This is a genomic window from Gordonia spumicola (genome assembly GCF_009932475.1).
Taxonomy (GTDB): domain Bacteria; phylum Actinomycetota; class Actinomycetes; order Mycobacteriales; family Mycobacteriaceae; genus Gordonia; species Gordonia spumicola.
This window is the reverse complement of sequence record NZ_BJOV01000005.1, coordinates 566350-589067: the sequence shown is the minus strand read 5'-3', so window position 1 is coordinate 589067 and position 22718 is coordinate 566350. Positions and strand designations below refer to the sequence as shown.

16 protein-coding genes and 1 tRNA gene are annotated in these 22718 nt (G+C 69.1%); 6 read left to right on the top strand and 11 right to left on the bottom strand.

The genetic code is table 11. The annotated features are described in order from the left end of the window. Nucleotides 1–7 precede the first annotated feature (7 nt). Nucleotides 8–1606, top strand: coding sequence for a glycoside hydrolase family 13 protein (locus GYB83_RS13920; protein ID WP_161896032.1), 1599 nt, complete (start codon nucleotides 8–10; stop codon nucleotides 1604–1606). 6 nt (nucleotides 1607–1612) lie between these two features. On the opposite strand, the gene GYB83_RS13915 is transcribed toward GYB83_RS13920, so the two are convergent. The 5 genes from GYB83_RS13915 to GYB83_RS13895 all read right to left on the bottom strand — a co-directional run bounded on the left by GYB83_RS13915 (nucleotide 1613) and on the right by GYB83_RS13895 (nucleotide 10329). Beyond that, the gene (locus GYB83_RS13915; protein ID WP_161896031.1) at nucleotides 1613–2302 is read right to left on the bottom strand and encodes a DUF8185 domain-containing protein; all 690 of its coding nucleotides are present in this window, start codon (nucleotides 2300–2302) and stop codon (nucleotides 1613–1615) included. Next, nucleotides 2299–2781 (bottom strand): acyl-CoA thioesterase, encoded by a 483-nt coding sequence (locus tag GYB83_RS13910; protein WP_161896030.1) that lies wholly within the window; start codon nucleotides 2779–2781, stop codon nucleotides 2299–2301. The genes GYB83_RS13915 and GYB83_RS13910 overlap by 4 nt, the downstream gene beginning before the upstream one ends. Before the next feature lie 43 nt (nucleotides 2782–2824). Beyond that, the gene (locus tag GYB83_RS13905; RefSeq protein WP_228461486.1) at nucleotides 2825–7351 is read right to left on the bottom strand and encodes an NAD-glutamate dehydrogenase; all 4527 of its coding nucleotides are present in this window, start codon (nucleotides 7349–7351) and stop codon (nucleotides 2825–2827) included. A gap of 133 nt (nucleotides 7352–7484) precedes the next feature. Further along, nucleotides 7485–9161 carry an energy-dependent translational throttle protein EttA gene (gene ettA, locus GYB83_RS13900; protein WP_267130329.1) on the bottom strand — a complete coding sequence of 559 codons (1677 nt, stop codon included), beginning with the start codon at nucleotides 9159–9161 and terminating at the stop codon, nucleotides 7485–7487. Nucleotides 9162–9285: 124 nt separating this feature from the next. Beyond that, the gene (locus GYB83_RS13895; protein ID WP_161896028.1) at nucleotides 9286–10329 is read right to left on the bottom strand and encodes a hypothetical protein; all 1044 of its coding nucleotides are present in this window, start codon (nucleotides 10327–10329) and stop codon (nucleotides 9286–9288) included. Between the two features lie 64 nt (nucleotides 10330–10393). Between GYB83_RS13895 and GYB83_RS13890 the strand changes: the two genes are divergently transcribed. Both GYB83_RS13890 and GYB83_RS13885 read left to right on the top strand, forming a co-directional pair. Then, nucleotides 10394–10840: a MarR family winged helix-turn-helix transcriptional regulator gene (locus tag GYB83_RS13890; protein WP_161896027.1), complete on the top strand. Its 447-nt coding sequence runs from the start codon at nucleotides 10394–10396 to the stop codon at nucleotides 10838–10840. 127 nt (nucleotides 10841–10967) lie between these two features. Next, complete coding sequence (locus tag GYB83_RS13885; protein ID WP_161896026.1) at nucleotides 10968–11366, top strand: PGPGW domain-containing protein; 399 nt, start codon at nucleotides 10968–10970, stop codon at nucleotides 11364–11366. A gap of 12 nt (nucleotides 11367–11378) precedes the next feature. On the opposite strand, the gene GYB83_RS13880 is transcribed toward GYB83_RS13885, so the two are convergent. Further along, nucleotides 11379–13418: a bifunctional copper resistance protein CopD/cytochrome c oxidase assembly protein gene (locus GYB83_RS13880; protein ID WP_161896025.1), complete on the bottom strand. Its 2040-nt coding sequence runs from the start codon at nucleotides 13416–13418 to the stop codon at nucleotides 11379–11381. A gap of 59 nt (nucleotides 13419–13477) precedes the next feature. Between GYB83_RS13880 and GYB83_RS13875 the strand changes: the two genes are divergently transcribed. Both GYB83_RS13875 and GYB83_RS13870 read left to right on the top strand, forming a co-directional pair. Further along, nucleotides 13478–13550 (top strand) — tRNA-Arg (locus GYB83_RS13875). A gap of 243 nt (nucleotides 13551–13793) precedes the next feature. Beyond that, nucleotides 13794–14438 carry a pentapeptide repeat-containing protein gene (locus GYB83_RS13870; protein ID WP_161896024.1) on the top strand — a complete coding sequence of 215 codons (645 nt, stop codon included), beginning with the start codon at nucleotides 13794–13796 and terminating at the stop codon, nucleotides 14436–14438. 63 nt (nucleotides 14439–14501) lie between these two features. Here the strand turns inward: GYB83_RS13870 and GYB83_RS13865 are convergent, their stop codons facing one another. The 5 genes from GYB83_RS13865 to GYB83_RS13845 form a co-directional block, all read right to left on the bottom strand. Continuing rightward, entirely contained in the window at nucleotides 14502–14807 is a 306-nt protein-coding gene (locus GYB83_RS13865) for a GlsB/YeaQ/YmgE family stress response membrane protein (protein WP_161896023.1), read from the bottom strand. Between the two features lie 99 nt (nucleotides 14808–14906). Then, complete coding sequence (locus tag GYB83_RS13860; RefSeq protein ID WP_161896022.1) at nucleotides 14907–15557, bottom strand: HAD-IA family hydrolase; 651 nt, start codon at nucleotides 15555–15557, stop codon at nucleotides 14907–14909. An 18-nt stretch (nucleotides 15558–15575) separates the two neighbouring features. Continuing rightward, the gene (locus GYB83_RS13855) at nucleotides 15576–16673 is read right to left on the bottom strand and encodes an FAD-dependent monooxygenase (RefSeq protein WP_161896021.1); all 1098 of its coding nucleotides are present in this window, start codon (nucleotides 16671–16673) and stop codon (nucleotides 15576–15578) included. A gap of 2 nt (nucleotides 16674–16675) precedes the next feature. Continuing rightward, a complete protein-coding gene (locus tag GYB83_RS13850) occupies nucleotides 16676–17476 on the bottom strand; it encodes a crotonase/enoyl-CoA hydratase family protein (protein ID WP_161896020.1) in 801 nt (266 codons plus the stop codon). Beyond that, a complete protein-coding gene (locus GYB83_RS13845) occupies nucleotides 17473–18603 on the bottom strand; it encodes a thiolase family protein (protein WP_161896019.1) in 1131 nt (376 codons plus the stop codon). The genes GYB83_RS13850 and GYB83_RS13845 overlap by 4 nt, the downstream gene beginning before the upstream one ends. 80 nt (nucleotides 18604–18683) lie before the next feature. On the opposite strand from GYB83_RS13845, the gene GYB83_RS13840 reads away from it, so the two are divergent. After that, the gene (locus tag GYB83_RS13840; RefSeq protein WP_161896018.1) at nucleotides 18684–22712 is read left to right on the top strand and encodes a bifunctional nitrate reductase/sulfite reductase flavoprotein subunit alpha; all 4029 of its coding nucleotides are present in this window, start codon (nucleotides 18684–18686) and stop codon (nucleotides 22710–22712) included. Nucleotides 22713–22718: the final 6 nt, after the last annotated feature.

Here is a 22718-nt window from a genome sequence, read left to right as displayed (position 1 = left end):
CGCGTACGTGAGCGAACAGTACGTGAGCAATGCGGAACCCGCCGGTGACTGGTGGCGATCAGCCGTCGTCTATCAGGTGTATCCCCGTTCGTTCTCGGACATGAACGGCGACGGCGTCGGGGACCTCGCGGGCGTCATCGACAAGCTCGGCTATCTGGAGCTGCTCGGGGTCGACGCGATCTGGTTGTCGCCCATCATGCGCTCCCCGATGGCCGACCACGGCTACGACGTCTCCGATCCCCGCGACGTCGATCCCCTGTTCGGCGACCTCGCCGTCTTCGACCGCCTCGTCCGCGAAGCGCACGACCGCGACATCAGGGTGACGATGGACCTCGTCCCGAACCACACGAGCGACCAGCACGAATGGTTCCGACAGGCGCTCGCCGCCGCACCCGGCAGCGCCGAACGGGCGCGCTACATCTTCCGCGACGGACGCGGCGACGACGGTTCGCTCCCGCCGAACAACTGGACGAGCGTCTTCGGCGGGCCCGCGTGGCGACGCGTCGTCGAAGCCGACGGGACCCCGGGCCAGTGGTATCTGCACCTGTTCGCGGCCGCGCAACCCGACCTGAACTGGGACAACCCCGAGGTCCTCGACGATCTCCGTACGACGATGCGCTTCTGGCTCGACCGCGGCGTCGACGGTTTCCGGATCGACGTGTCGCACGGCATGTCCAAACCGGCGGGACTCCCCGACATGGAGCATCCCTCGGAGATCCTCAAGCACACCGACGACGACCCGCGGTTCAACCGCGACGGCGTCCACGCCATCCACCGCGAGATCCGTGCCGTGATGGACGAGTACCCCGGCACGTTCAACGTCGGCGAGGTGTGGGTGACCTCGAACGAGGCGTTCGCCAAGTACGTGCGGCCCGATGAACTGCATCTCGGTTTCAACTTCGCGCTGGCGACCGTCGACTTCGACGCCGATCGGATCCGGGACGCGATCGTGTCGTCGCTGGCGGCGACCGACCTCGTCGGGGCCACCCCGACGTGGACGCTGTCGAACCACGATGTGCCGCGCGAGGTGACGCGCTACGCGCCCGACGGCGACCTCGTGATCGGCACCCGACGCGCCCGCGCGATGGCGCTCGTCGAACTCGCGCTTCCGGGGACTGTGTTCGTCTACAACGGAGCCGAACTCGGACTGCCCGACGCCGACCTTCCCGACGAGGCGCTCGTCGACCCGGTGTGGGAGGCCTCCGGGCACACCGATCGCGGCCGTGACGGCTGCCGCGTCCCGCTCCCGTGGGAGGGTCCGCGTCCGCCGTTCGGGTTCAGCCGGAATCCCGACACGTGGCTGCCGATCCCGGCCGACTGGGCACCACTGACCGTCGAGGCGCAGTTGGAGGACATCTTCTCGACCCTGTCGTTGTACCGGCAGGCCGTCGACCTGCGCTACAACCGTTCGGAGTTCTCCGGCGACACCGTCGAGTGGTACGGCGCCCCCGCGGGCTGCATCGCGTTCCGCAGGCCCGGCGGCCTGATCTGCGCCCTCAACGCGTCCGACGTGGCCGTCCCCCTGCCGCCCGGTCAGGTCCTGCTGGTCAGCACGCCCCTCGAAGGCGGCCTGCTGCCTGCCGACGCCGCGGCGTGGCTCGTCTGAGCCGAGTCAGGGGGCTCCGACGTTGAGGGACAGTGCGGTGCGGCGCTGGTAGACCGAGCCGAAGCGGGCGTCGAGACGGACCCAGGCCGCCGAGGCACGGACGCGGACCGGTTCGTCGGCGGCGATGGCGTCGAGAGACGAGTCTGCGGTGATCTCGTGACCCGCGGCGTCGCGGACGAATCCCATCGACGTCAGGGCGAAGACGGCGCGCATGGTGACGTCGACCGTGTCGTCGCCGCCGGTCACCGACAGGACCTTCTGGTCGAGCAGTGACGACGCGGGGCCGAGAGCGCCCGATTCGTCGCGGGCCACACCGAGGCCTCGTCGGGCCAGGTCGACGATGGCCCGGGCCGGGACGTCGTCCACGTGGATGTAGCCGTTCGCGCCGGGCAGCGCACCCTGCCATGCGATGGTCGGCGGGTTTCCCACCTGCACGATCGCATCGGCCGCGGCCAAGGACGACGCCAGGACCGTGAGGTCGCCGATCACGTCGGACGGTTCGACGGTCCCGAAGATCGACCGGGTGGCGAGGACGTCGAATCCGGTCCGCACCCACAGACCGACGCGGTCGTCGGGGCGCTGGTGCAGCCGGACGACGCCCGACTCGTCGACCCGTCCCGCGCGCGCGACGAAGGCCGCGAGATCGCCGCGGTCGGACTCCCGGTGTGGCGCGATGCCGCGCTGTGGGCCGGTCATGACCGGATGAAGGAGGTCAGGTACGCCTTCTCCTCCGGCGTCATCCGCCGAGGGCGCTGCGTGTCGATGTCGAACGACACCAGCTGCGTCGACGCCACGACGGCGGGCTTCGAGTCCGCGGGCGCACCGAAGGGACGCACCTCGTAGCCGACGGTGAAGTCGACCGCGCGGAGCTTCTCGACGTGCATCGTCACCGAGATGGGCGACTCGTCATGCCGGATCTGCCCCTGGTACTTGACGTGCAGATCGGCGACGAGGCATCCCTTGCGCAGCGGCGCCGTCGGCTTGTCGTCGTAGAAGAGCCACGGGATGCGCGCCTCCTCCAGCAGCGTCACCATTCGCGCATGGTTGATGTGCTGGTAGACGTCCATGTCGGACCATCGGACGGGGACCCGCACCACGAACCCGGCGTCGGTGCGGTGGCCGCCGTCGTCGAACAGCCTACGGTCGGCCGGTGTCCCTGCAGTCTGGTCGGTCACTCCGGCCGCCTCTCTCCACCTCGGGCGGCCCGAGCGACCACTCCTACCCGATCACACTACGCAACGCACGAACGGCGACCGACAGCGTGGCGATGTCCCACTCGTCGGCGGCGACGAGTTCGTCGAGGGTCGCGCCCGCACGCTGCAGCAGGGCGGACCGGGCCGACGACCACTCGGCGATCTTCTGCTCGGGCGACTCGTCCGGCTCGCTGAGCGCCAGGATCGATCCGGTGAGTCCCCGCAGCACGGCGAGCAGGTCGTCGTGCAGCGCGACGCGGGCGAGCAGGTTCCACCTGTCGCCGTGCGGCAGGGTGTCGACGGCGGCGATGAGACTGTCGATCCGGAAATGATCGAGGACCGCGAACAGCAGGTCGCCGACCTCGTCGGGGTCCCGGTCCTCGATCTCGGCGAGATCGTGCACGTCGAGCAGGTGCACCCGGTACGGGGCCTCCGCGACGGTCCGGGCGAGCGCCGCGTCGACGCCGACCTCGGTGTACTCGGCGACGATCGCGTCGACGGCCTCGGGGCGCCGCAGCCACTCGCCCAGCCGCGGAGCGAGGACCGAGACGTCGCCGTAGCGGGTGGCTTCGGCCGCGATCGCCAAAGGCTGCGGTCGATGCGACAGCAGCCAGCGCGACGACGTCGCGAGCAGCTGCCGCACGCGAGAGGTCATGGCGTCGCCCACGGCGGTCGGGATCCGCTCCGCGCGGACCGCGCCGATGAGGGCGCTCAAGCCGAACACGTCGTTCGCGACGACGAAGCCGCGCGCGCCCTCACCCGTGTCGGCCCCGGTCGACTCCCCGATCGTGAGGAGATGGCCGATGCCGCCGTCGTCGACGATCTGGTTCACCAGGCAGGTCGTGACGATCTCGCGGCGCAGACGGTGACCCGCGATGCCGTCGGAGAACCGTTCCCGCACCGCCGCGGGGAAGTACGCCTGCGCCATCGGGGCGAACAGGTCGTTGTCGGGCAGGTTGGACGCGAGCAGGCGCGACTTGGTCAGCAGTTTGACATGCGCCATCACCGTCGCGAGTTCCGGACTGGTGAGTCCCCTGCCGAGATCACCCGCGCGCCGCGCGGCGAGGGCGTCCGGCGTCGGGAGCGCCTCCAATGCCAGGTCGACGCCGGAGTCGGCCAGCTCGGCGAGGATGCGCGAATGCAGTTCCACATCGTCGCGCGAGGTTCCGCGAGCAACGCCGAGCTCGGCGTTCTGCGCGATGTTGTCGGCGAGCACCAGGTCGGCGACGTCGTCGGTCATCGACTCGAGGAAGCTCTCACGGTCGGCCGCGTCGAGTGCACCGGACGCGATCTGCGAGTCGAGCAGGACCTTGATGTTCACCTCGTGGTCGGAGCAGTCGACGCCCGCCGAGTTGTCGAGCGCGTCGCTGTTGATCCGGACGCCGTACAGGTCGGCCTCGATGCGACCGTGCTCGGTGACACCGAGGTTGCCGCCCTCACCGACCACCTTGACGCGCAGCTGCGCGCCGGTCACGCGGATCGGGTCGTTGGCCTTGTCGCCGACATCGGCGTCGGCTTCGTCGGACGCCTTGACATAGGTGCCGATGCCGCCGTTGAACAGCAGGTCGGCCGGTGCGAGCAGCACCGCGCGGAGCAGTTCGGGCGGCGACAGCTCGGTCACGTCGTCGGCCAGACCGAGCGCCGCCGACATCTGCGCGCTGATCGGGATCGACTTCACGTCGCGCGGCCACACGCCGCCGCCCTCGGAGATCAGGGACGTGTCGTAGTCGGCCCACGACGAGCGCGGCAGTCGGAACAGTCGTTCGCGTTCGACGTACGACGTCGCCGCATCGGGGTTCGGGTCGACGAAGACGTGCCGGTGGTCGAAGGCCGCGATCAGGCGCGTGTGGCGAGACAGCAGCATCCCGTTGCCGAAGACGTCTCCGCTCATGTCGCCGACGCCGACCGCGGTGAAGTCCTCCGACTGGACGTCGACGCCCATCTCCCGGAAGTGCCGCTTGACCGCTTCCCACGCGCCGCGGGCGGTGATGCCCATCGCCTTGTGGTCGTAGCCGACCGACCCGCCGGACGCGAAGGCGTCGCCGAGCCAGAAGTCGTAGTGGTTCGAGACCGAGTTGGCGATGTCGGAGAACGACGCCGTGCCCTTGTCCGCGGCCACGACCAGATACGGGTCGTCGCCGTCACGACGGACGACGCGCGCCGGGTGCAGCACCGATCCGGTCGCGGTGTCGAGGTCGTCGGTCAACTGCAGCAGTGACGCGATGAACGCGCGGTAGCACTCGACGCCCTCCTCGCGCGTCGCCGGTCCGCGACGGACGACGAAGCCGCCCTTGGCGCCGACGGGCACGATCACCGCGTTCTTGACCGCCTGCGCCTTGACGAGCCCGAGGATCTCGGTGCGGAAGTCCTCCTGGCGGTCCGACCAGCGCAGACCGCCGCGGGCGACGTCGCCGAACCGGAGATGCACGCCCTCGACGAGCGGCGAGTGGACGAAGATCTCGTATTTCGGGCGCGGCGCGGGCGCGAACGCGAGGTCGCCGGTGCGGAGCTTCACGGCGATCGTCGGGCGGGTCCAGCCGTCGGCGTCGATGTAGAAGGTGGTGCGCAGCGTCGCGCGGACCACGGCGGCCAACGCAGACACGACTCGGTCGGCGTCGAGGCTGAGGATGCCCGCGATGTGACCGTCGAGACGGTCGGACGCCTCGTCCCGGCGGGCGTCGTCGGCGGAGTCCGGGTCGAAGGAGGCCGCGAACAGGTCGACGAGAGCCGCCGTCGCCCCCCGCTGCTCGCCGAGCACCGACGCGATGTGCGACAGGCTGTAGCCGAAGCCGCATTGGCCGAGGTACCGGGCGTAGGTGCGGAGCATCTCGACCCAACGCGCGGACAGACCCGCTCGGAGGACCAGCTCGCCGAGGCCGTCGATGTCGGCCTCGCCACGCCACATCCGACGGAAGGCGTCCGCGACGCGGTCGGGCAGGTCGTCGGTGTGCTCGACATCGACCCCGGGCGCGGGCTGGACGGTGAACTCGTAGATCCACACTCGGGATCCGTCGGGTCGGTCGATGACGTGGGGATGCTCGTCGTCCACGGTGAGTCCGAGGCTCTGCAGCATCGGCAGCACATCGGTGAGCGCCGCCTGGCGGTCGCAGAGGTACAGCGTGAAGGTCCAGGCGCTCGAGTCCGGGGTGTCGACGGCGACGTGGAGGTCACCCGACTGCAGGCCCGCCGCGATCGGCAGGTCGGCGGCCGCGTCGGCGGGGTCGCGTTCGTCGCGATACCGCTCGGCGACGGTGCCGAGGAGTCGGAGCGACGCGTCGTCGGACACCCGATCACGGATGTGGTCGTCCCAGGTCCGGACGGCGTCGGCCAACTGCGCACGGCACGATGCACCCGCCGAGTCGGCGAGCGTGGTGGCCTCGCCGACGTGCATGAGCACCTGCAGCTGGGCGAGGGGCGAGTTCGAGATGCGGGTGGTGAAATCGGTCTCGTCGCCGCCGTGCGCCCGTTTGATGATGTCGATGACCCGCGTGCGGACGGCCGTCGAGTAGGCCTCGCGGGGCATGAAGACCAGCGCGGACACCGTTTGTCCGTCGAGTCCCACACGCACCTGGAACCGCGGCGTGCGACCGGCCTGCGAGTCGAGCAGTTCGCGGATGCGGCCGGTCAGATCGTCGGCCTCCGACGCCATCAACTCGACGAGCGGGAAGGTCTGCAGCAGTTCGACGGCGGCGAGGCCGTTGTACGAGTCGTCGACCAGTCCGAGACCGTCGAGCACCTGCCGCACCTTGTGCCGGACCCCGGGGATGTCGCGGACCGACTGGTACAGGCCCGTCGACGTGATCAGGCCGAGGAACTGGTGTTCCACGTCGTCGACGACGGCGCGGACCAGGATCGGGAACCGTCCGCGGAGCATGCCCGTCGGGAGCCACGCACGATCGACTGCGACCCCCGTCGCGGCGGGCGCGGGTCGCGGCGTCTCCGGGTCGCGCCACACTCCGAGCGCGTCCCCCGCCGCAGGGTCGACGGTAGCCGCCCGATAGCCGACGCCGACGAAGTTGGCGCGTGCGGCGAGCCATTCGAGGAGTCGGATGTCTTCGAGGTCGCCGCCCGCGTCGGCGAGCGAGGCGATCACTTCGGCCATCCGCTCACGCATGGCGACGGTGTCGTCGCGTACCGAGACGACTCGCTGCAGCGCACCGCGCACGGTGGCGACGAGCGCGTCGAAGTCGGCGTCCGGGGACGCCGCCGCGGTGACGGTGATCCACGCCTCGTGCAGTCCCGCGCCGCCGATGGCGAGTCCGGTGAGGCGTCCGCCCGCGTCGCGCGCGACGGTGAACTGCGGGTGATCGGTGCGGACGACGGTGTATCCGGCGTCGCCGACGACCGTCAGGACCGATTCGACGAGCAGCGGCACATCGTCGACGACGATGTTGATCTCGATGGCTCCGCCGTCGATGCGATTCGCGTCGATGCGGAACTCCCCGGGCGATCTGATCGCCCCCACCGCCCGATGTCGTTCGAATCGATCGGCGACCTGATCGTTCGTCAGGTCATGGACGTCCGCGCCGTAGCGCTCCGCCAAGTCGGCCACTTGCCACACCCTTTCATCGTGCTCCGACGAGCCTACGGGCAGCGAAGGGTTACTCGCAGGTATCGGCGCAGTTCAGGGTGTGCGGAGACGCCGAGGGCCGGTCCGGGTCCCGGACCGGCCCTCGGCGGCGGTGTCAGTCGCGCGTGAGCTTGCGGTGCGTCACACGGTGCGGGCGCGCCGCGTCGGCGCCGAGGCGGTCGACCTTGTTGGCCTCGTATGCCTCGAAGTTGCCCTCGAACCAGAACCACTGGCCCTCGTTGACGTTGCCCTCCCACGCCAGGATGTGGGTACAGGTCCGGTCGAGGAACCAGCGGTCGTGCGAGATCACGACGGCGCAGCCGGGGAACTGCTGGAGAGCGTTCTCCAGCGAGCTGAGGGTCTCGACGTCCAGGTCGTTGGTCGGCTCGTCGAGCAGAATCAGGTTTCCGCCCTCTTTCAGCGTGAGCGCGAGGTTGAGGCGATTGCGCTCACCGCCCGAGAGCACCTCGGACGGCTTCTGCTGATCCGGGCCCTTGAAGCCGAACGCGCTGACGTAGGCGCGCGACGGCATCTCGTTCTGGCCGACCTCGATGAAGTCGAGTCCGTCGGAGACGACCTCCCACACCGACTTCTTCGGGTCGATGTTGGCGCGGTTCTGGTCGACGTAGCTGAGCTTGACCGTCTCGCCGACCTTCACCGTTCCCGAGTCGGGCTCCTCGAGGCCGACGATGGTCTTGAACAGCGTCGTCTTGCCGACGCCGTTGGGGCCGATGACGCCGACGATGCCGTTGCGCGGCAGCGTGAACGAGAGGTCCTTGATGAGGACCCGACCGTCGAAGCCCTTGTCGAGGTTGCCGACCTCGACGACCACGTTGCCCAGACGCGGCGGCGTCGGGATCTGGATCTCCTCGAAGTCGAGTTTGCGATGCTTCTCGGCCTCGGCAGCCATCTCCTCGTAGCGGGCCAGACGCGCCTTGTTCTTGGTCTGGCGGGCCTTGGCGCCCGACCGGACCCACTCGAGCTCCTCCTTGAGGCGCTTCTGCAGCTTCTGGTCCTTCTTGCCCTGGACCTCGAGGCGCTCGGCCTTCTTCTCCAGGTACGTCGAGTAGTTGCCCTCGTACGGATGCAGCTTGCCTCGGTCGACCTCACAGATCCACTGCGCGACGTGATCGAGGAAGTAGCGGTCGTGGGTGACGGCCAGGACGGCGCCGGGGTAGCTCGCGAGGAACTGCTCCAGCCACAGGACCGATTCGGCGTCCAGGTGGTTGGTCGGCTCGTCGAGGAGCAGCAGGTCGGGCTTGCTCAGCAGCAGTTTGCAGAGTGCGACGCGGCGTCGCTCGCCACCGGAGAGGTGCGTGACGGGCTGATCGCCGGGCGGGCAGCGCAGGGCGTCCATCGCCTGTTCGAGCTGCGAGTCGACGTCCCACGCATCCGCGTGGTCGAGGTCCTCCTGCAGCTTGCCCATCTCGTCCATGAGCTCGTCGGAGTAGTCGGTCGCCATCAGTTCGGCGATCTCGTTGAAGCGGTCGAGCTTCACCTTGATCTCGCCGAGGCCCTCCTCGACGTTCTCCTTGACGGTCTTCTCCTCGTTGAGCGCGGGCTCCTGCATGAGGATGCCGACGGTCGCCTCCGGATCGAGGAAGGCCTCGCCGTTGGACGGCTGGTCGAGCCCGGCCATGATCTTCAGGATCGACGACTTGCCCGCGCCGTTGGGGCCCACGACGCCGATCTTGGCGCCGGGGTAGAAGCTCATCGTGACGTTGTCGAGGATCACCTTGTCGCCGTGCGCCTTGCGCACCTGCTTCATCGTGTAAATGAATTCACCGGCCACCGGTTTCGACTCCTACCTGCTCAGATACTGCGGTTGCGGACATGCCCGCTCCCCCGCGTCGTCGACGAGACGCTCGGGTCGGCATGGTTCGCCAGCCATCCTATCGGGCCGACCGACAGGCCTCTCAGGCGACGACCTCTTCTTCGAGTTCCTCGAGTTGGGCGAACGACGGTTCGACCGCGGCAACGGTCTTCGTGCGACGTCGACGCTCAACGACGGCCGCGACGGCGACGAGCGCGCAGCCCGCGACGAGCCAGCCGACCAGCTTGCCCAGCTCGCCCGTGACGCTCAGGTGCGGGAAGTACGCGAGGTCTCGTGCGGCCTCGTTGAATCCGGCTCCGATCCAGAAGTCGTGCAGGGCGCCGAAGAACGCGGGCTGCAGCGCGGGTGCGAACACGCCGCCGCTGGTGGTGAAGTTGAGGCCGACGAAGATCGTGACCATCACGATGGTGGTGAACCGCCCGATCAGCGGGTGCAGGCCGATCGCGAAGAGCATCGTCGCGAGCGCGTACGGGACGCCGAGACCGAACACCGCAGACCCAGCGCCGGGGAGGGCGTCGAACATGGCCGCGACGGCGACGACGGCCGCGGGCACGAGGACCGCCGCTGCCGCGGCGAACGCCAACCGCACGCCCATCGAGCGCCCGCCCGCGGCGACGGCGATCGCGATGCCGGTGCCGTACGAGCCGACGGTCAGGGCCACGAGCAGGAAGAACAGGCTCTGCCCCGACGGGTCGGTCACCGGGTCGGCCGGGACCACGTCGGTGATGACGAGGCGGGTCTCGGTGCGCTCGCTGACCGAGGAGAAGATGCGCTCGGCGACCATCGCGGTGGGGTCCCCCGCCGCTGTCGACACGAGTAGCCGGTCGACGTCGGCTCCGGGTACGAAGGCTGCGACGATCTCGCGGTTCTCGATCGCGGTGCGCGCGTCGTCGACACTGGTCGCCTGTCCGAGATCGACCTTGTCGCCGAGTTCGGTCGACAGCGCGTCGCTGACCCGCGCCGTCACCGCGGGCGGTCCGACGACGTCGATCCGCAGCTCGTGCGGGTCGGGCTTGTGGAACCCGCCGAGGTAACAGAGTGCCATCACGACGCCCATCAGGGCGGGGACGACGACGTGCGAGGCGATCGTCTTGAGCGGCAGTGCCGGTGTCGGGCTGGCGGACATGCGCGACCTTTCCTTCGTTCGAAGTTGCATTATGCAACTCACCATGAGTTGTAATATACAACTCATGACTCCGGCGGACCACGACGACCTCGTCACAGTCGAGCGCGAATTGACCGCGCTGTCGCGGCGCCTGCGCAACGGCGCACGCGGGATCTACGAGGCGCACGGCCTCACCTTCACCGAGTACTCGCTGCTCCGCATGGTCGACGACAACCCCGGCGTGAATGCGGCCGAACTCGCGACGGCCGCCATGATCGACAAGTCGACGGCGAGTCGACAGCTGGGCGCGCTGCGGGACCGCGGCCTGCTCGACCGCGTCGCGGACGGCCGCACCGCACGCGGCAGACGACTCGAACTCACCGACGCCGCACGGACGACGCTGGCCGACATCGCCTCGGCGAGCGAGGCCGCCATCGGCGCACTCCTGCACGACTGGCCGCCGTCCGACATCGCCGCCTTCGCCGAACTCCTGCACCGCTACAACTCGAGCGCGCATCCGGGGACACCCTGAACGACATCTGCGTGCCATCCCCCGTTTATTCCCATGACCTGTGTCACACTGGGAACCGTCCGGTACCGGCGAACCGTTTCTCACGGGTACCGACAACGACCTGACTGGCGACGAGAGGCGACACGATTTGAGCACGCGTCTGCGGATCAAGATCTGGCACCGGAAGCAGCGCTATGCGATCCGGCGCCATCCCGTTCTCGATCGCATGTACCGCGTCGGCGTCGCCGTCGTCGGCACCGTCCTCATCCTCGCCGGACTGGTCATGATCCCGCTGCCCATCCCCGGCCCGGGATGGGGTTCGTTCTTCCTAGGGCTCGGCGTCCTCTCGACGGAGTTCGCCTGGGCGCACCGCGTCACATCCTTCATCGTGGCGTTCCTGCGACGCTGCGGTGCCGTGGCCCGCACGGCGTGGCACACGGTCGACGCCGCCGTCCACCGCCGCGTGGAACGTCTCACCGGCGCTCGCCTGGTCCACACCTGGCTCGAGCACCAGCGCCAACTGCACGGTTCGTACGCGTTCGCCTGACGTCCCGGCGCGTCAGTTCATCTCGCGCAGCATCGTGTTGTACGCCTCGAGTTCGGCGTCGGAGTCACGCTCCTCTTTGCGGTCGAACCGGCGGGCCTGCTTGTCGTCCTGACGTCGCCACTGGATGAGCAGCGCGAGCATCACCAGCACCAGCGGGAACTCGCCGGTCGCCCACGCGATGCCGCCGCCGACCTTCTGATCGGCCGCGAGATCGAGGGCCCACGGGTGCTGCAGTCCCTTGTAGTACTGCTCGGCGATCACGCCGGACGTCATCATCAGCGCGACGCCGAAGAACGCGTGGAACGGCAGTGCACCGAGCACGATGCCCAGCTTGCCCACGTGACTGAGCTTGCGCGGCGCCGGGTCGATGCCGATGACGATCCAGTAGAACAGATAGCCGCTGACGAGGAAGTGCAGGTTCATCAGCAGGTGCGCCGAGTGGTGCTCGACCACCACGTCGAACAGTCCGCCCAGATAGAGGACGTAGAAACTGCCGACGAAGATCGTGACCGCGATCGCCGGATGAGTGATGATCCGCGAGTACTTGCTGTGCAGTCCGGCGAGGATCCACTCGCGCGGGCCGTCGGGGTTGCCCCGTCCCGCGGGCGGGATCGCGCGCAGCGCCAGTGTCACCGGACCTCCGAGCACCAGCAGCACCGGCACCAGCATCGACATCATCATGTGGCTCATCATGTGACTGCTGAACAGGGCCGGCGAGTAGCGGCCCATGCCCGACGACGTCGCGATCAACAGACCGGCGCAGCCCGCGATCCACGCGATGGTCCGGCCGATCGGCCAGGCGTCGCCGCGCTTGCGGAGACGGTGGACGCCGCGCAGGTAGACGACGGCCGCGACGATGGCGGCGGTGCCGAAGATCAGGTCGAAGCGCCAGTCGAACGCGAGCCGGGCCAGCGTCGGTTCGCCGTCGAGGTTGTAGCCGATCTTGAGCTCCATCGGCGTCACGTCGGCCGATTCGAGCGCGGGCGGCGGCGTCCGCGACAGTCCGGCCCCGAACCCGAAGGCGACGGCGAACACGATCGTCTCGACGGCCGCGAACCGCACGAACAACGACCGCTTCGGCTCGTCGGTCTCTTCGAGTTCGCGCAGGGTCACCGAACGGTGCAGTCCGCCGATCGCGCCCGCGAGACCGAACGCCGTGAGCTTGCCGAGCACGATGAGCCCGTAGGTGGTGCTGAACAGGTCGCCGATCGGCATGCGGACCAGCGCGTTGACCACGCCGCTGACACCGACGACGATGAGGCACCAGAACGCGACCCGCGAATAGCGTCGCAGTGCCAGGGTGCGCCATCGGCCGTCGCCGAACGCGTACGCGAGCACCACGAGCAGCCCGCCGAGCCAGGCTGCGGCCGCCACGATGTGCAGGATCAGGCTGTTGGTGGCGATGTCGTGCGATCCGCCCGACGACGAGTGCCCGGCGAGCGCCGACGGCATCAGCGACAGGAACGACAGCACCAGGACGACGAACGTCCATCCCCACGCGAGGGCGAGGCGGGCGACCACCGCCGCGACGATCGCGAAGATCGCGGTCCAGAGCCAATAGCGGGCCTCGGCGACCTGCGGGTACGCGTTGAGCAGGTTCGACGGCTCCAACACCTCGCCGAGCGAGTGGCCGCTCTGGTTCGAGATGGTCAGCGGGATCAGGAGCAGGCCGCAGACCGCCCACGTCAGCATCGCCGCGTACGCCCACCGAATGGCGCGGAACCCGCCCGCGTCGAGCGTGCCCGACGGCTGCGGAGGCACGAAGAACGCCGCGAACATCGCACAGCCGAATCCGATCGCCGCGCTGATCTGGCCGACGACCGTCACCACGGGGATGCCGTACGTCGTCAGTGCGCCCGCATCGGGCAGGCCGGTCAGCTTGAGGGCCGTGGCCGCCGACGCCGCGGTCACGAGGACACCGGCGACCGAGCCGACCGCCATCATCACCGCGATCAGAATCCGCCGGGGCCCGGACGGATCTTTCAGCCGGTCGTGGTCGATCGCGGGGTCGTCGCTCTTGTCTGTACCGCTCGCAGGCGACGTCGTTGTCATGAGTCCATCGTAAGACCGATATACTCAGACCTCGGCCGCCACCTCGTGTGACGGTGACCGCCTCCGTAGCTCAGGGGATAGAGCAGCGGCCTTCTAATCCGCCGGTCGTAGGTTCGAATCCTACCGGGGGCACCCATGCAGTCGTATCGCGCGAGCGGTACCACTGACGGTCATCGAACCGCCATAGACGGCCCGGCACGCGCAGTCCCACAACTGCCTATTGGCGGGACAAGCCCTCGACCGCCTCCAGGATTGGTCAATCCTCGACGACCCAAGGCGTCCGGCGACAACTCTGCCGGCAGGCTTCAGCGCGATCGGACCCCGCCGACGTCGGTAGGATCGATCACCAGTACGAAATCTACGAAAGGTCGGAACGTGCCGCGTGCTCCTCGTCTGGAACGTCTGGTGCTCCCAGAACTCGAGGCGGGTGACGCGACCGACATCGCGCCGCACTCCGACGTCGAGTTGGCGATGTTCGAGAACGTCGACCTCGCAGGCGAATCCGCCGTGGGCATAGCCCTCGTCGAATGCGAGATCGCGGCGTCGAACCTCGACGACACCGACTTCACCGGAGCACGGTTCGCCGACTCACGCTTCACTCGGATCACCGCTCCCCGATTCACCCTCGCCCGAGCGTTTCTTCGCAACGTTCACCTTGTCGACAGCCGGATCGGCGCGCTCGGCCTCTTCGACGGCAAAGTGCGCTCGATGGTCGTCGAGAACTGCAAGATCGAACTGGTCAACCTGCGTGGCTGCGACGTACGCGACGTCGAGTTCCGCGGCTGCATCATCGGCGAACTCGACTTCGGCGGTGCGACAGCGACTCGTGTGTCGTTCACCGACTGCCGCGTCGAGACACTCGACGTACATCGAGCTGAACTGTCCGACGTCGACCTGCGCGGTTTGACCATCGGCAACGTGCATCACCTCGACGGCCTGCGCGGTTCGACGATGGACACAGACCAAGCCGTCGGCCTGGTCAATCAGTTCGCCGCGCACCTCGGTGTGACTCTGGACTGATCGCTCGGTGTGGCGCGGTCACGGGTGTCGACTCGGACCTCAGTGGCGCTCAGCGGGGGACGGTCAGCGGCGTTGCCCCTGCAGCTTGCCCATCACCCACAGGAAGATCACCGAGCCGAGCACGGCCGTGAACAGGGTGAACCACCAGCCGCCGGATTCGGTGTCGAACCAGAAGCTCAGCAGGAATCCGCCGACCAGGGCTCCGATGATGCCGATCACGATGTTCGCCAGCAGACCCGAGCCGCCGCCGTTCACGATCTTGCCTCCGATGAACCCCGCGATGGCTCCGATCACGATGTAGCCGATCCATCCGACGCTGGTGAGCGTGGTCGATCGGGCGAGAATCTCTGAAGCTGCGACAACGTCCATGAGCTGACCTCCGATGCGAGTTGTGGTCTATTCAGACTATGCACGGACCGGCGGGTGGAACCGTCTGCTCGCGGTTCGTTACCCGATAGACGCACCGCTTCACAGCCGAACCGTGACCGTCCCGTCGTCGTCGCGGGTCACGATGACACCGGTGAGGTCGGCCACGACGTGGTTCGGACCGAAGGCCGACGACGCGGAGCCCACCCCGATCACGCGCATGCCCGCTGCCCGCGCCGCCGTCACGCCTGCCCGAGAGTCTTCGAAGACGATGCAGTCGGCAGGGTCGACATCGAGGATCGAAGCGGCCGAGAGGAAGCCTTCCGGTGCGGGCTTGCTCTCGGTGACGTCCTCGGAGGTCACCGCGACGGCGGGCACCGTCAGTCCGGCCGCCGCCATCCGACCCGACGCCAACGGCACGTTCGCCGAGGTGACGAGCGCGTGCGGAACATCCGTGAGCGATGCGAGAAAGACAGCCGCGCCGGGGATCTCGACGATGCCGTCGGTCTCGGCGACCTCGCGGGCGAGCATCTCGGCATCCTGCCTGACGTTCTCCGATCGCGGCCGGTCGGGCAGGAACTCGGCCATCACGCTGTGCCCCTGCCGTCCGTGCGCGGCGTCGAGCACCGCGTCGACGTCCAGCCCGTGCGCCCGAGCCCAGTCGGCCCAGATCCGGTTGACGACGGGTGTCGAGTCGACGAGCGTCCCGTCCATGTCGAGCAGGAGCGCGCGGGCGGTGAGGGTGAAGGTCATACTCGCCACCGTATAGGCCTAGACGCGGGCCAGGTTCTGTTCGAAGGCGGATCGGCCCGCGATCCGGGCGAGGTGGCGCCGGACGAGGACGTCCGGACCGATCACGCTCGCCCTGAGCGCGGTCCCCCACACCGCCGCCGGGGAGTCGTTGATCACCCGCCCGATCAGCTTCGACTCCCGCACGACGCCCGCCGCCCGAGGGCGTCGGACGGTCTCGTAGGTACGGCACGCCGATGCGACGTCGCGCTCGGCCGCGACGCTCGCGGCGAGGACGACGGCGTCCTCGATGGCCTGACAACCGCCCTGTCCGAGGTGCGGTCGCATGGGATGGGCGGCGTCGCCGATCAGTACGATGCGTCCGTCGGTCCAGCGGGGTGCGATCGCACGGTCGTGCAGGTCGTTGCGCAGCACGTTCACCGGGTCGGTCGACGCCACGAGTTCGGGCAGCGGTGACGCCCAACCGTCGGCGAGCCGTCGGACGTGAGCGAGTTCGTCGTCGAAGAACGTGCCTTCGGGGAGCTTCTGGGTGGCGAACCAGTAGGTCCGGTCGGCGCCTAGCGGGACGAGCCCGAACTGCCCGCCGGGGCCGAGCACCTCGCCGGCCAGGACCGGGTCGAACGTCGCGTCCGCCACTCCGCGCCACGCCGTGTACCCGCAGTACGTGCGGGGCAGCGGCCCGTTCAGCCCGGTCGCCAGGGTCGATCCGATGCCGTCGGCTCCGACCACGAGGTCCGCGTCGACGTCGCCGGTCCCGGTGGCGCCGTACTCGATCGTCCCGTCCGGCAGCAGACCCGCGAGCACGTCGCTCAGGACGCCGCGCTCGATGACGACAAGAGGTTCGCCGAGCGCGCGGACCAGCCGGTCGGTGTCCGGCCTCCGGATCCACCCGCCGTCACGCCAGCGGACGGCCCCGGCAGGCACCGATCCGCCCGCCGCGCGGACGGCGTCGCCCGCATCGATCCGGTCGAGCGCGGCCAAGGCGTTCGGCCACAGCGAGATCCCGGCGCCCGACCCGCGACGGTCGGCTTCGAGGACTCGCACCTCGTGACCGTCGCGGTGCATGGCGACGGCTGCGGTGAGCCCGGCGATGCCCGCGCCGACCACGACGACCTTCATGACTACCTCCCGGTGTAGACGCCCGGACGCTTCTCGATCATCGCCGCGACGGCCTCGCGGTGATCGTCCGTCTGGTGGGCCAGGCCCTGCATCGCCGCCGACAGTTCGAGCAGCTGGTCGAGCGTCTGCATGCTCGATTCGCGCAGCAGCTTCTTCGTCATCCGCACCGCCACCGGCGGATTGACGGCGACTCTGGCGGCGAGCGCGTTCGCCGCAGCGAGCAACTGATCCGGTTCGACGACCTGCGACACCATTCCCCACTCCAGGGCGGTGAACGCGTCCACGCGGTCGCCGGTCAACGCCATCTCCGCGGCCCGAGCCGGGCCGACCACCCGGGGCAGGAACCACGCCCCGCCGTCGCCGGGGATGATGCCGAGCTTCACGAAACTCTCGGCGAAGAACGCGGTCGTCGATGCGATGCGGAGGTCGCACATCATCGCCAGATCGCAGCCCGCTCCCACGGCGGGACCGTTCACGGCGGCGATCACCGGCACTTCGAGTGCGTACATGGCACGCGGAATCCGCTGAATGCCTTCGCGGTAGCCGATTCGCTGGGTGTGCCCGGCCCCGCCGAAGAGCCCCTCACCGGCGGCCATCGCCTTCACGTTGCCGCCCGCCGAGAATGCCGAGCCCGCCCCGGTCAGGATGACGGCGCGGATCGACTGGTCGCGGTTGGTGTCGGCGACGGCGTCGACGATCGCGTCGATGATCTCGTCGTCGGAGATCGCGTTCCGCAGGTCGGGCAGGTTGAGGGTCCAGGTGACGACGTCGCCGTCCCGTTCGATCAGCAGGTCGTCGCTCACAGCAGCTCCAGAATCGTCGCGTTCGCCATGCCCCCGGCTTCGCACATGGTCTGCAGACCGTATCGAATCCCGTTGTCGCGCATGTGATGCGCCAACCGGGTCATCAGTATCGCGCCGGAGCCGCCTAACGGGTGGCCCACCGAGATCGCGCCGCCGAGCGGGTTGAGGACGGCGTCGGACGCACCCGTCTCCTTCTGCCATGCGAGCGGGACGGGGGCGAACGCCTCGTTCACCTCGAAGGCTCCGATGTCGTCGATCGACAGGCCCGACCGCGTCAACGCTTTCGCGGTTGCGGCGATCGGAGCGCTGAGCATGATCACCGGATCGTCGCCCGCAAGGACTGTGGTGTGAATCCGCGCGATCGGCGTCCACCCGCGCTGCGACGCGGTCTCCGACGAGGTGATGAGCAGGGCTCCGGCTCCGTCGGAGATCTGGGACGCATTGCCCGCGGTGATCACGCCGTCCGGGTCGAACGGTGTCTTCAGGCCGCCGAGCTTGTCCGCGGTGGTTCCGCGACGCAGACCCTCGTCCTGGGTGAGGCCGCCGATCGGCGCGAGCTGCGCGTCGAACGCTCCCGCGTCGATGGCGGCAGCGGTCCGTTCGTGCGAGCGGGCCGAGTACTCGTCGAGCACCTGTCGGGACAGGTCCCAGCGTTTCGCCATCATCTCCGCGCCCAGACCCTGGTTGAACCCATCCACGCCGTAGCGGTCGAGGACCGACGCCGGATACGGCTGCCCGTCACCCCGCGCCGATCCCATCGGCACCCGCGACATCGACTCGACGCCGCCCGCGATCGCGATGTCGTAGTGGCCGGCGATCACGCCCGCGGCGGCGAACACCACGGCCTGCTGACCCGATCCGCATCGACGATCGACGACGGTCGCGGGCACCGACTCGGGCCAACCCGCGGCGAGCACGCCGACCCGCCCGATGCTGCCCGCCTGGTCGCCCACCTGGCTGACGCAACCCCAGACGACGTCGTCGATGTCGGCCGGGTCGAACGCCACACGGTCGGCGAGCGCGCCGAGGACGTGCCCGGTGAGGTCGCCCGGGTGGATCGTGGACAGGGAACCGTTTCGCTTGCCGATGGGGGTGCGAACCGCATCGACGATCACTGCATCGCGCATATGACCATCATCACTCACGGTTGATCGGGGCGTAACACGAAGGGGCACATCCGGAAACACGCGGTGACGACGATCGACCCATGAACGATGCCACTCGCACCGTCGACACCGTGTGCGGCTACTGCGGCGTCGGCTGCGGTCTCACGCTCACCGTGGTCGACGGTGCGGTGACGGCGTCGAAGGGCACCCCGGGGCATCCGGCCAATCGGGGACGGCTCTGCACCAAGGGCTCGACCACCGTCGACATGCTCGCTGCTCCCGGTCGCCTGACCTCGTCGTCCGTGCGTCCGGATCGACTGTCCGAACGAGTCGAGGTCTCCACCGACGCCGCCGTCGCCGAGGCCGCGCGGAGGCTGTCCGCGATCCGCGACGAGCACGGTCCGGACTCGATCGCCGTCTACGTGTCGGGCCAGATGTCGCTGGAGGCCCAGTACCTCTCGAACAAGCTGACCAAAGGCTTCCTCGGGACCAACCAGATCGAGTCGAACTCACGACTGTGCATGGCGTCCGCGGGCACCGGGTACAAGCAGTCTCTCGGCGCCGACGGGCCGCCGGGCAGCTACGACGACCTCGACCACGCCGACCTGTTCTTCGTGATCGGCGCGAACATGGCCGAGTGCCATCCGATCCTCTACTTGCGCATGATGGACCGGGTGAAGGCGGGCGCGAAGCTTGTCGTCGTCGACCCGCGCCGCACCGCGACCGCGGCCAAGGCCGACATGTACCTCCCGGTGCGGCCGGGCACCGACCTCGCGCTGCTCAACGGGCTGCTTCGGCTCGTCGTCGACGCCGGTGGCGTGGATCAGGACTTCATCGACGCCAACACCGACGGCTGGAACACGATGGGTCCGCTGCTGGAGGAGTACCCGCCGGAACGGGTGGCCGAGGTCACCGGACTGGCCGTGGACGACCTCCGCGAGGTCGCGCAGATGATCGTCGACGCCGACGAGTGGGTGAGCCTGTGGACGATGGGACTCAACCAGTCCACGCACGGCACCTGGCACACGAACGCGATCTGCAACCTTCATCTGGCGACCGGCGCGATCTGCCGCACCGGATCGGGGCCGTTCTCGTTGACCGGGCAGCCGAATGCGATGGGCGGCCGCGAGATGGGCTACATGGGCCCGGGGCTCCCGGGTCAGCGGACCGCCTTGCTCGAGCGTGACCGCACCGAAGTCGAATCGGTCTGGGGACTCGATCCGGGAACCCTGCGGTCGGATCCGGGCGGCGGCACCATCGACATGTTCGAACGCATGGCCGCGGGCGAGATCCGCGCCGCGTGGATCATCTGCACCAATCCGGTCGCGTCGGTCGCCAACAGGCAGACCGTGATCGACGCTCTGGAACGTGCGGATCTCGTGATCGTCCAAGAGGTCTTCACCGGCACCGAGACCGCCGAGTACGCCGACGTGATCCTCCCGGCCGCGCTCTGGACCGAGGCGGAGGGTGTCATGGTGAACTCCGAGCGCAGCCTCACGCTGTGTGTCCCCGCCGTCTCTCCGCCCGGCGACGCGCGCCCCGACTGGCGGCTGATCTGCGACGTCGCGACCGCCATGGGGTTCGGAGACCATTTCGACTTCCCCGACGCGGCGGCCGTGTTCGACGAGCTGACGACCTTCCACAATCCCCGCACCGGTTGGGACGTCCGGGGCGTCGACTACACCCGGCTCCGCGGCGGCCCGGTGCAGTGGCCCGCCGCCCCGGGCGGGCCCGATCGAAACCCGATCCGATACCTCGACGGCGACGGTCTTCGGTTCGCGACCGCCAACGGGCGCGCACAGTTCCTCGCCCGGCCGTACCTGCCGCCCGCCGAACTGCCCGACGACGACTTCCCGCTGCTCCTGACCACCGGGCGTCTCGCCCACCAGTGGCACACGATGAGCAAGACCGGCAGGGTCGCCAAACTCAACCGGCTGAATCCGTCGAGCTTCGTCCAGCTGCATCCGGACACCGCGTCCGACCTCGGCGTCACGGACGGCGACCTCGTCGAGGTCCGCTCTCGCCGCGGTGCCGTCCGCGTCCCGGCACAGCTCTCGGCCGACATCTCCCCCGGCTGCTGCTTCGTGCCGATGCACTTCAACGACGCCGCCGGCCCCGATCTCGCCGTCAACGCCGTGACCAGCGACGCCGTCGACCCGGACTCCTTGCAGCCCGAGTTCAAGGCCTGCGCCGTCGTGTTGACCCGCATCGACCAACCGTTGGAGACGTCACCTGTGACCGCTGAACCGCTCGCCGACCATCCTCTCGCCGGAGTGTTCGGCGCCGTCGGACACCGTCCGGCGGCCTTGCCCGCCGAGCAGGCGTATCTGTCCGGCCTCGTGCAGGGCCTCACCGCGAATCCGCCCGTCGAGGAGATCCCGACGATCCCCGCGCAGTCGCCGCTGTCCGAGGAGGTCCGGGCGTGGGCCGACGGCGTGCTCGCGGGCTTCTACTCGCGCACTCCCGCCGCCGTCACGCACAGCGCTCCGACGCGGCCGTCGGTGACTGTCGTCTGGGCGTCGCAGACCGGGACCGCGGAGGAGTACGCGACCGGACTCGGGCCGACGTTGGACGCGGCCGGGATCGCCGTCAGGGTGCGCTGTGCCGACGCCGTCGATCTCGACGAACTTCACGGCACGGCGCTGTTCGTCGTGTCGACCACCGGCGACGGAGACCCGCCGGACAACGGAGCGGCACTGTGGACCCGACTGTCGGCGGCCACCGAGTCCGACGTCGCCGACCTGGACTACGCCGTCCTCGGCTTCGGCGACTCGTCGTACGCCGACTTCTGCGGTTTCGCCCGCAAACTGGACGGACGGCTCGCTCACCTCGGGGCGACACGCATCACCGCGCGCGTGTCCTGCGAGCCCGGTGACGACGCCACCGCCGACGCCTGGATCACCGCGCTCCTTCCCACCCTGGCCTCTCCCCGCCCGGCCGACCCGTCGAGCGCAGGCGAGACGCCACCCGGCACATCGGGCGCAGTCCTTCCCGGCTCGTCGAGCGCAGTCGAGACGTACTCCCGCAAGAATCCGCTGGCGACGTCGCTGGTGACCAACGAGCTCTTGACCGGCGAGAGTTCCGCGAAGGAGGTGCGTCGCCTGGCGTTCGACCTGCCTCCGGGCACTCTCACGTACACGGCGGGCGACGCTCTCGGCGTGTGGCCGTCCAACGCGCCGTCCCTGGTCGACGAGTGGCTGACGGCGACGGGACTGGACGGCGACCTCCTCGTCGACGTCGCCTCGGGCGAGACGACGCTGCGGACGGCGCTGACCGATCACTTCGAGATCGCGCGGCTCACCCGCGACCTCCTGGTGTTCGTCTCCGAACGCAACGGCGACTCGTTCGTGAAGACTCTCGTGGACGACCGGGCGGCGTTCACCGACTGGTCGTGGGGGCGGCAGTCGGTCGACCTGTTGACGTCGTATCCGGTGGTCGCCGACGTCGCCGAGTGGCTGGCTGTGCTCCGACCGCTCCAGCCCCGGCTGTACTCGATCTCATCGAGTCCCCGGAGTCGCGCCGACCGAGTGGAGATCACCGTGTCGACCGTCAGGTTCGCGGCAGCCGGTTCCGGATCGGCGCGTGGCGGGGTGTGCTCGACGTTCCTCGCCGACTCCGACACCGACACCCCGGTGCGGGTCTTCGTCCAGCCCAACGCCAAGTTCGGTCCGCCTGCCGACGCCGATGCTCCGGCGATCATGATCGGTCCGGGTACCGGAGTGGCGCCGTTCCGTGGCTTCCTCCACGATCGGGCCGCATCGGGGTCCTCGGGTGACAACTGGTTGTTCTTCGGTGAGCAGCACCGCGCGTCCGACTACCTGTATCGCGACGAACTCGCCGAGTTCAGCGACGCGGGCGTCCTCGACCGACTCGACGTCGCCTTCTCACGCGACCAGGCCGAGAAGGTGTACGTCCAAGACCTCATGCGCGACAACGCCGCCGAACTGTGGTCGTGGATCCGCCGCGGCGCGCACGTGTACGTGTGCGGCGACGCGTCGCGCATGGCCCGCGACGTGGACGATGCGCTGCGGGAGATCGTCGCCCAACAGGGTCGTCTCGCGCCGCACAGCGCCGACCAGTACGTGACCGCTCTCGCCGCCGACAACCGCTACGTCCGGGACGTCTACTGATCGCTT

Coding starts and splice junctions, on each gene's coding strand:
- GYB83_RS13840 (WP_161896018.1), top strand. CDS start 18,684: ATGAACGATGCCACTCGCACCGTCGACACCGTGTGCGGCTACTGCGGC.
- GYB83_RS13865 (WP_161896023.1), bottom strand. CDS start 14,807: ATGGACGTTGTCGCAGCTTCAGAGATTCTCGCCCGATCGACCACGCTC.
- GYB83_RS13855 (WP_161896021.1), bottom strand. CDS start 16,673: ATGAAGGTCGTCGTGGTCGGCGCGGGCATCGCCGGGCTCACCGCAGCC.
- GYB83_RS13860 (WP_161896022.1), bottom strand. CDS start 15,557: ATGACCTTCACCCTCACCGCCCGCGCGCTCCTGCTCGACATGGACGGG.
- GYB83_RS13845 (WP_161896019.1), bottom strand. CDS start 18,603: ATGCGCGATGCAGTGATCGTCGATGCGGTTCGCACCCCCATCGGCAAG.
- GYB83_RS13915 (WP_161896031.1), bottom strand. CDS start 2,302: ATGACCGGCCCACAGCGCGGCATCGCGCCACACCGGGAGTCCGACCGC.
- GYB83_RS13880 (WP_161896025.1), bottom strand. CDS start 13,418: ATGACAACGACGTCGCCTGCGAGCGGTACAGACAAGAGCGACGACCCC.
- GYB83_RS13895 (WP_161896028.1), bottom strand. CDS start 10,329: ATGTCCGCCAGCCCGACACCGGCACTGCCGCTCAAGACGATCGCCTCG.
- GYB83_RS13890 (WP_161896027.1), top strand. CDS start 10,394: ATGACTCCGGCGGACCACGACGACCTCGTCACAGTCGAGCGCGAATTG.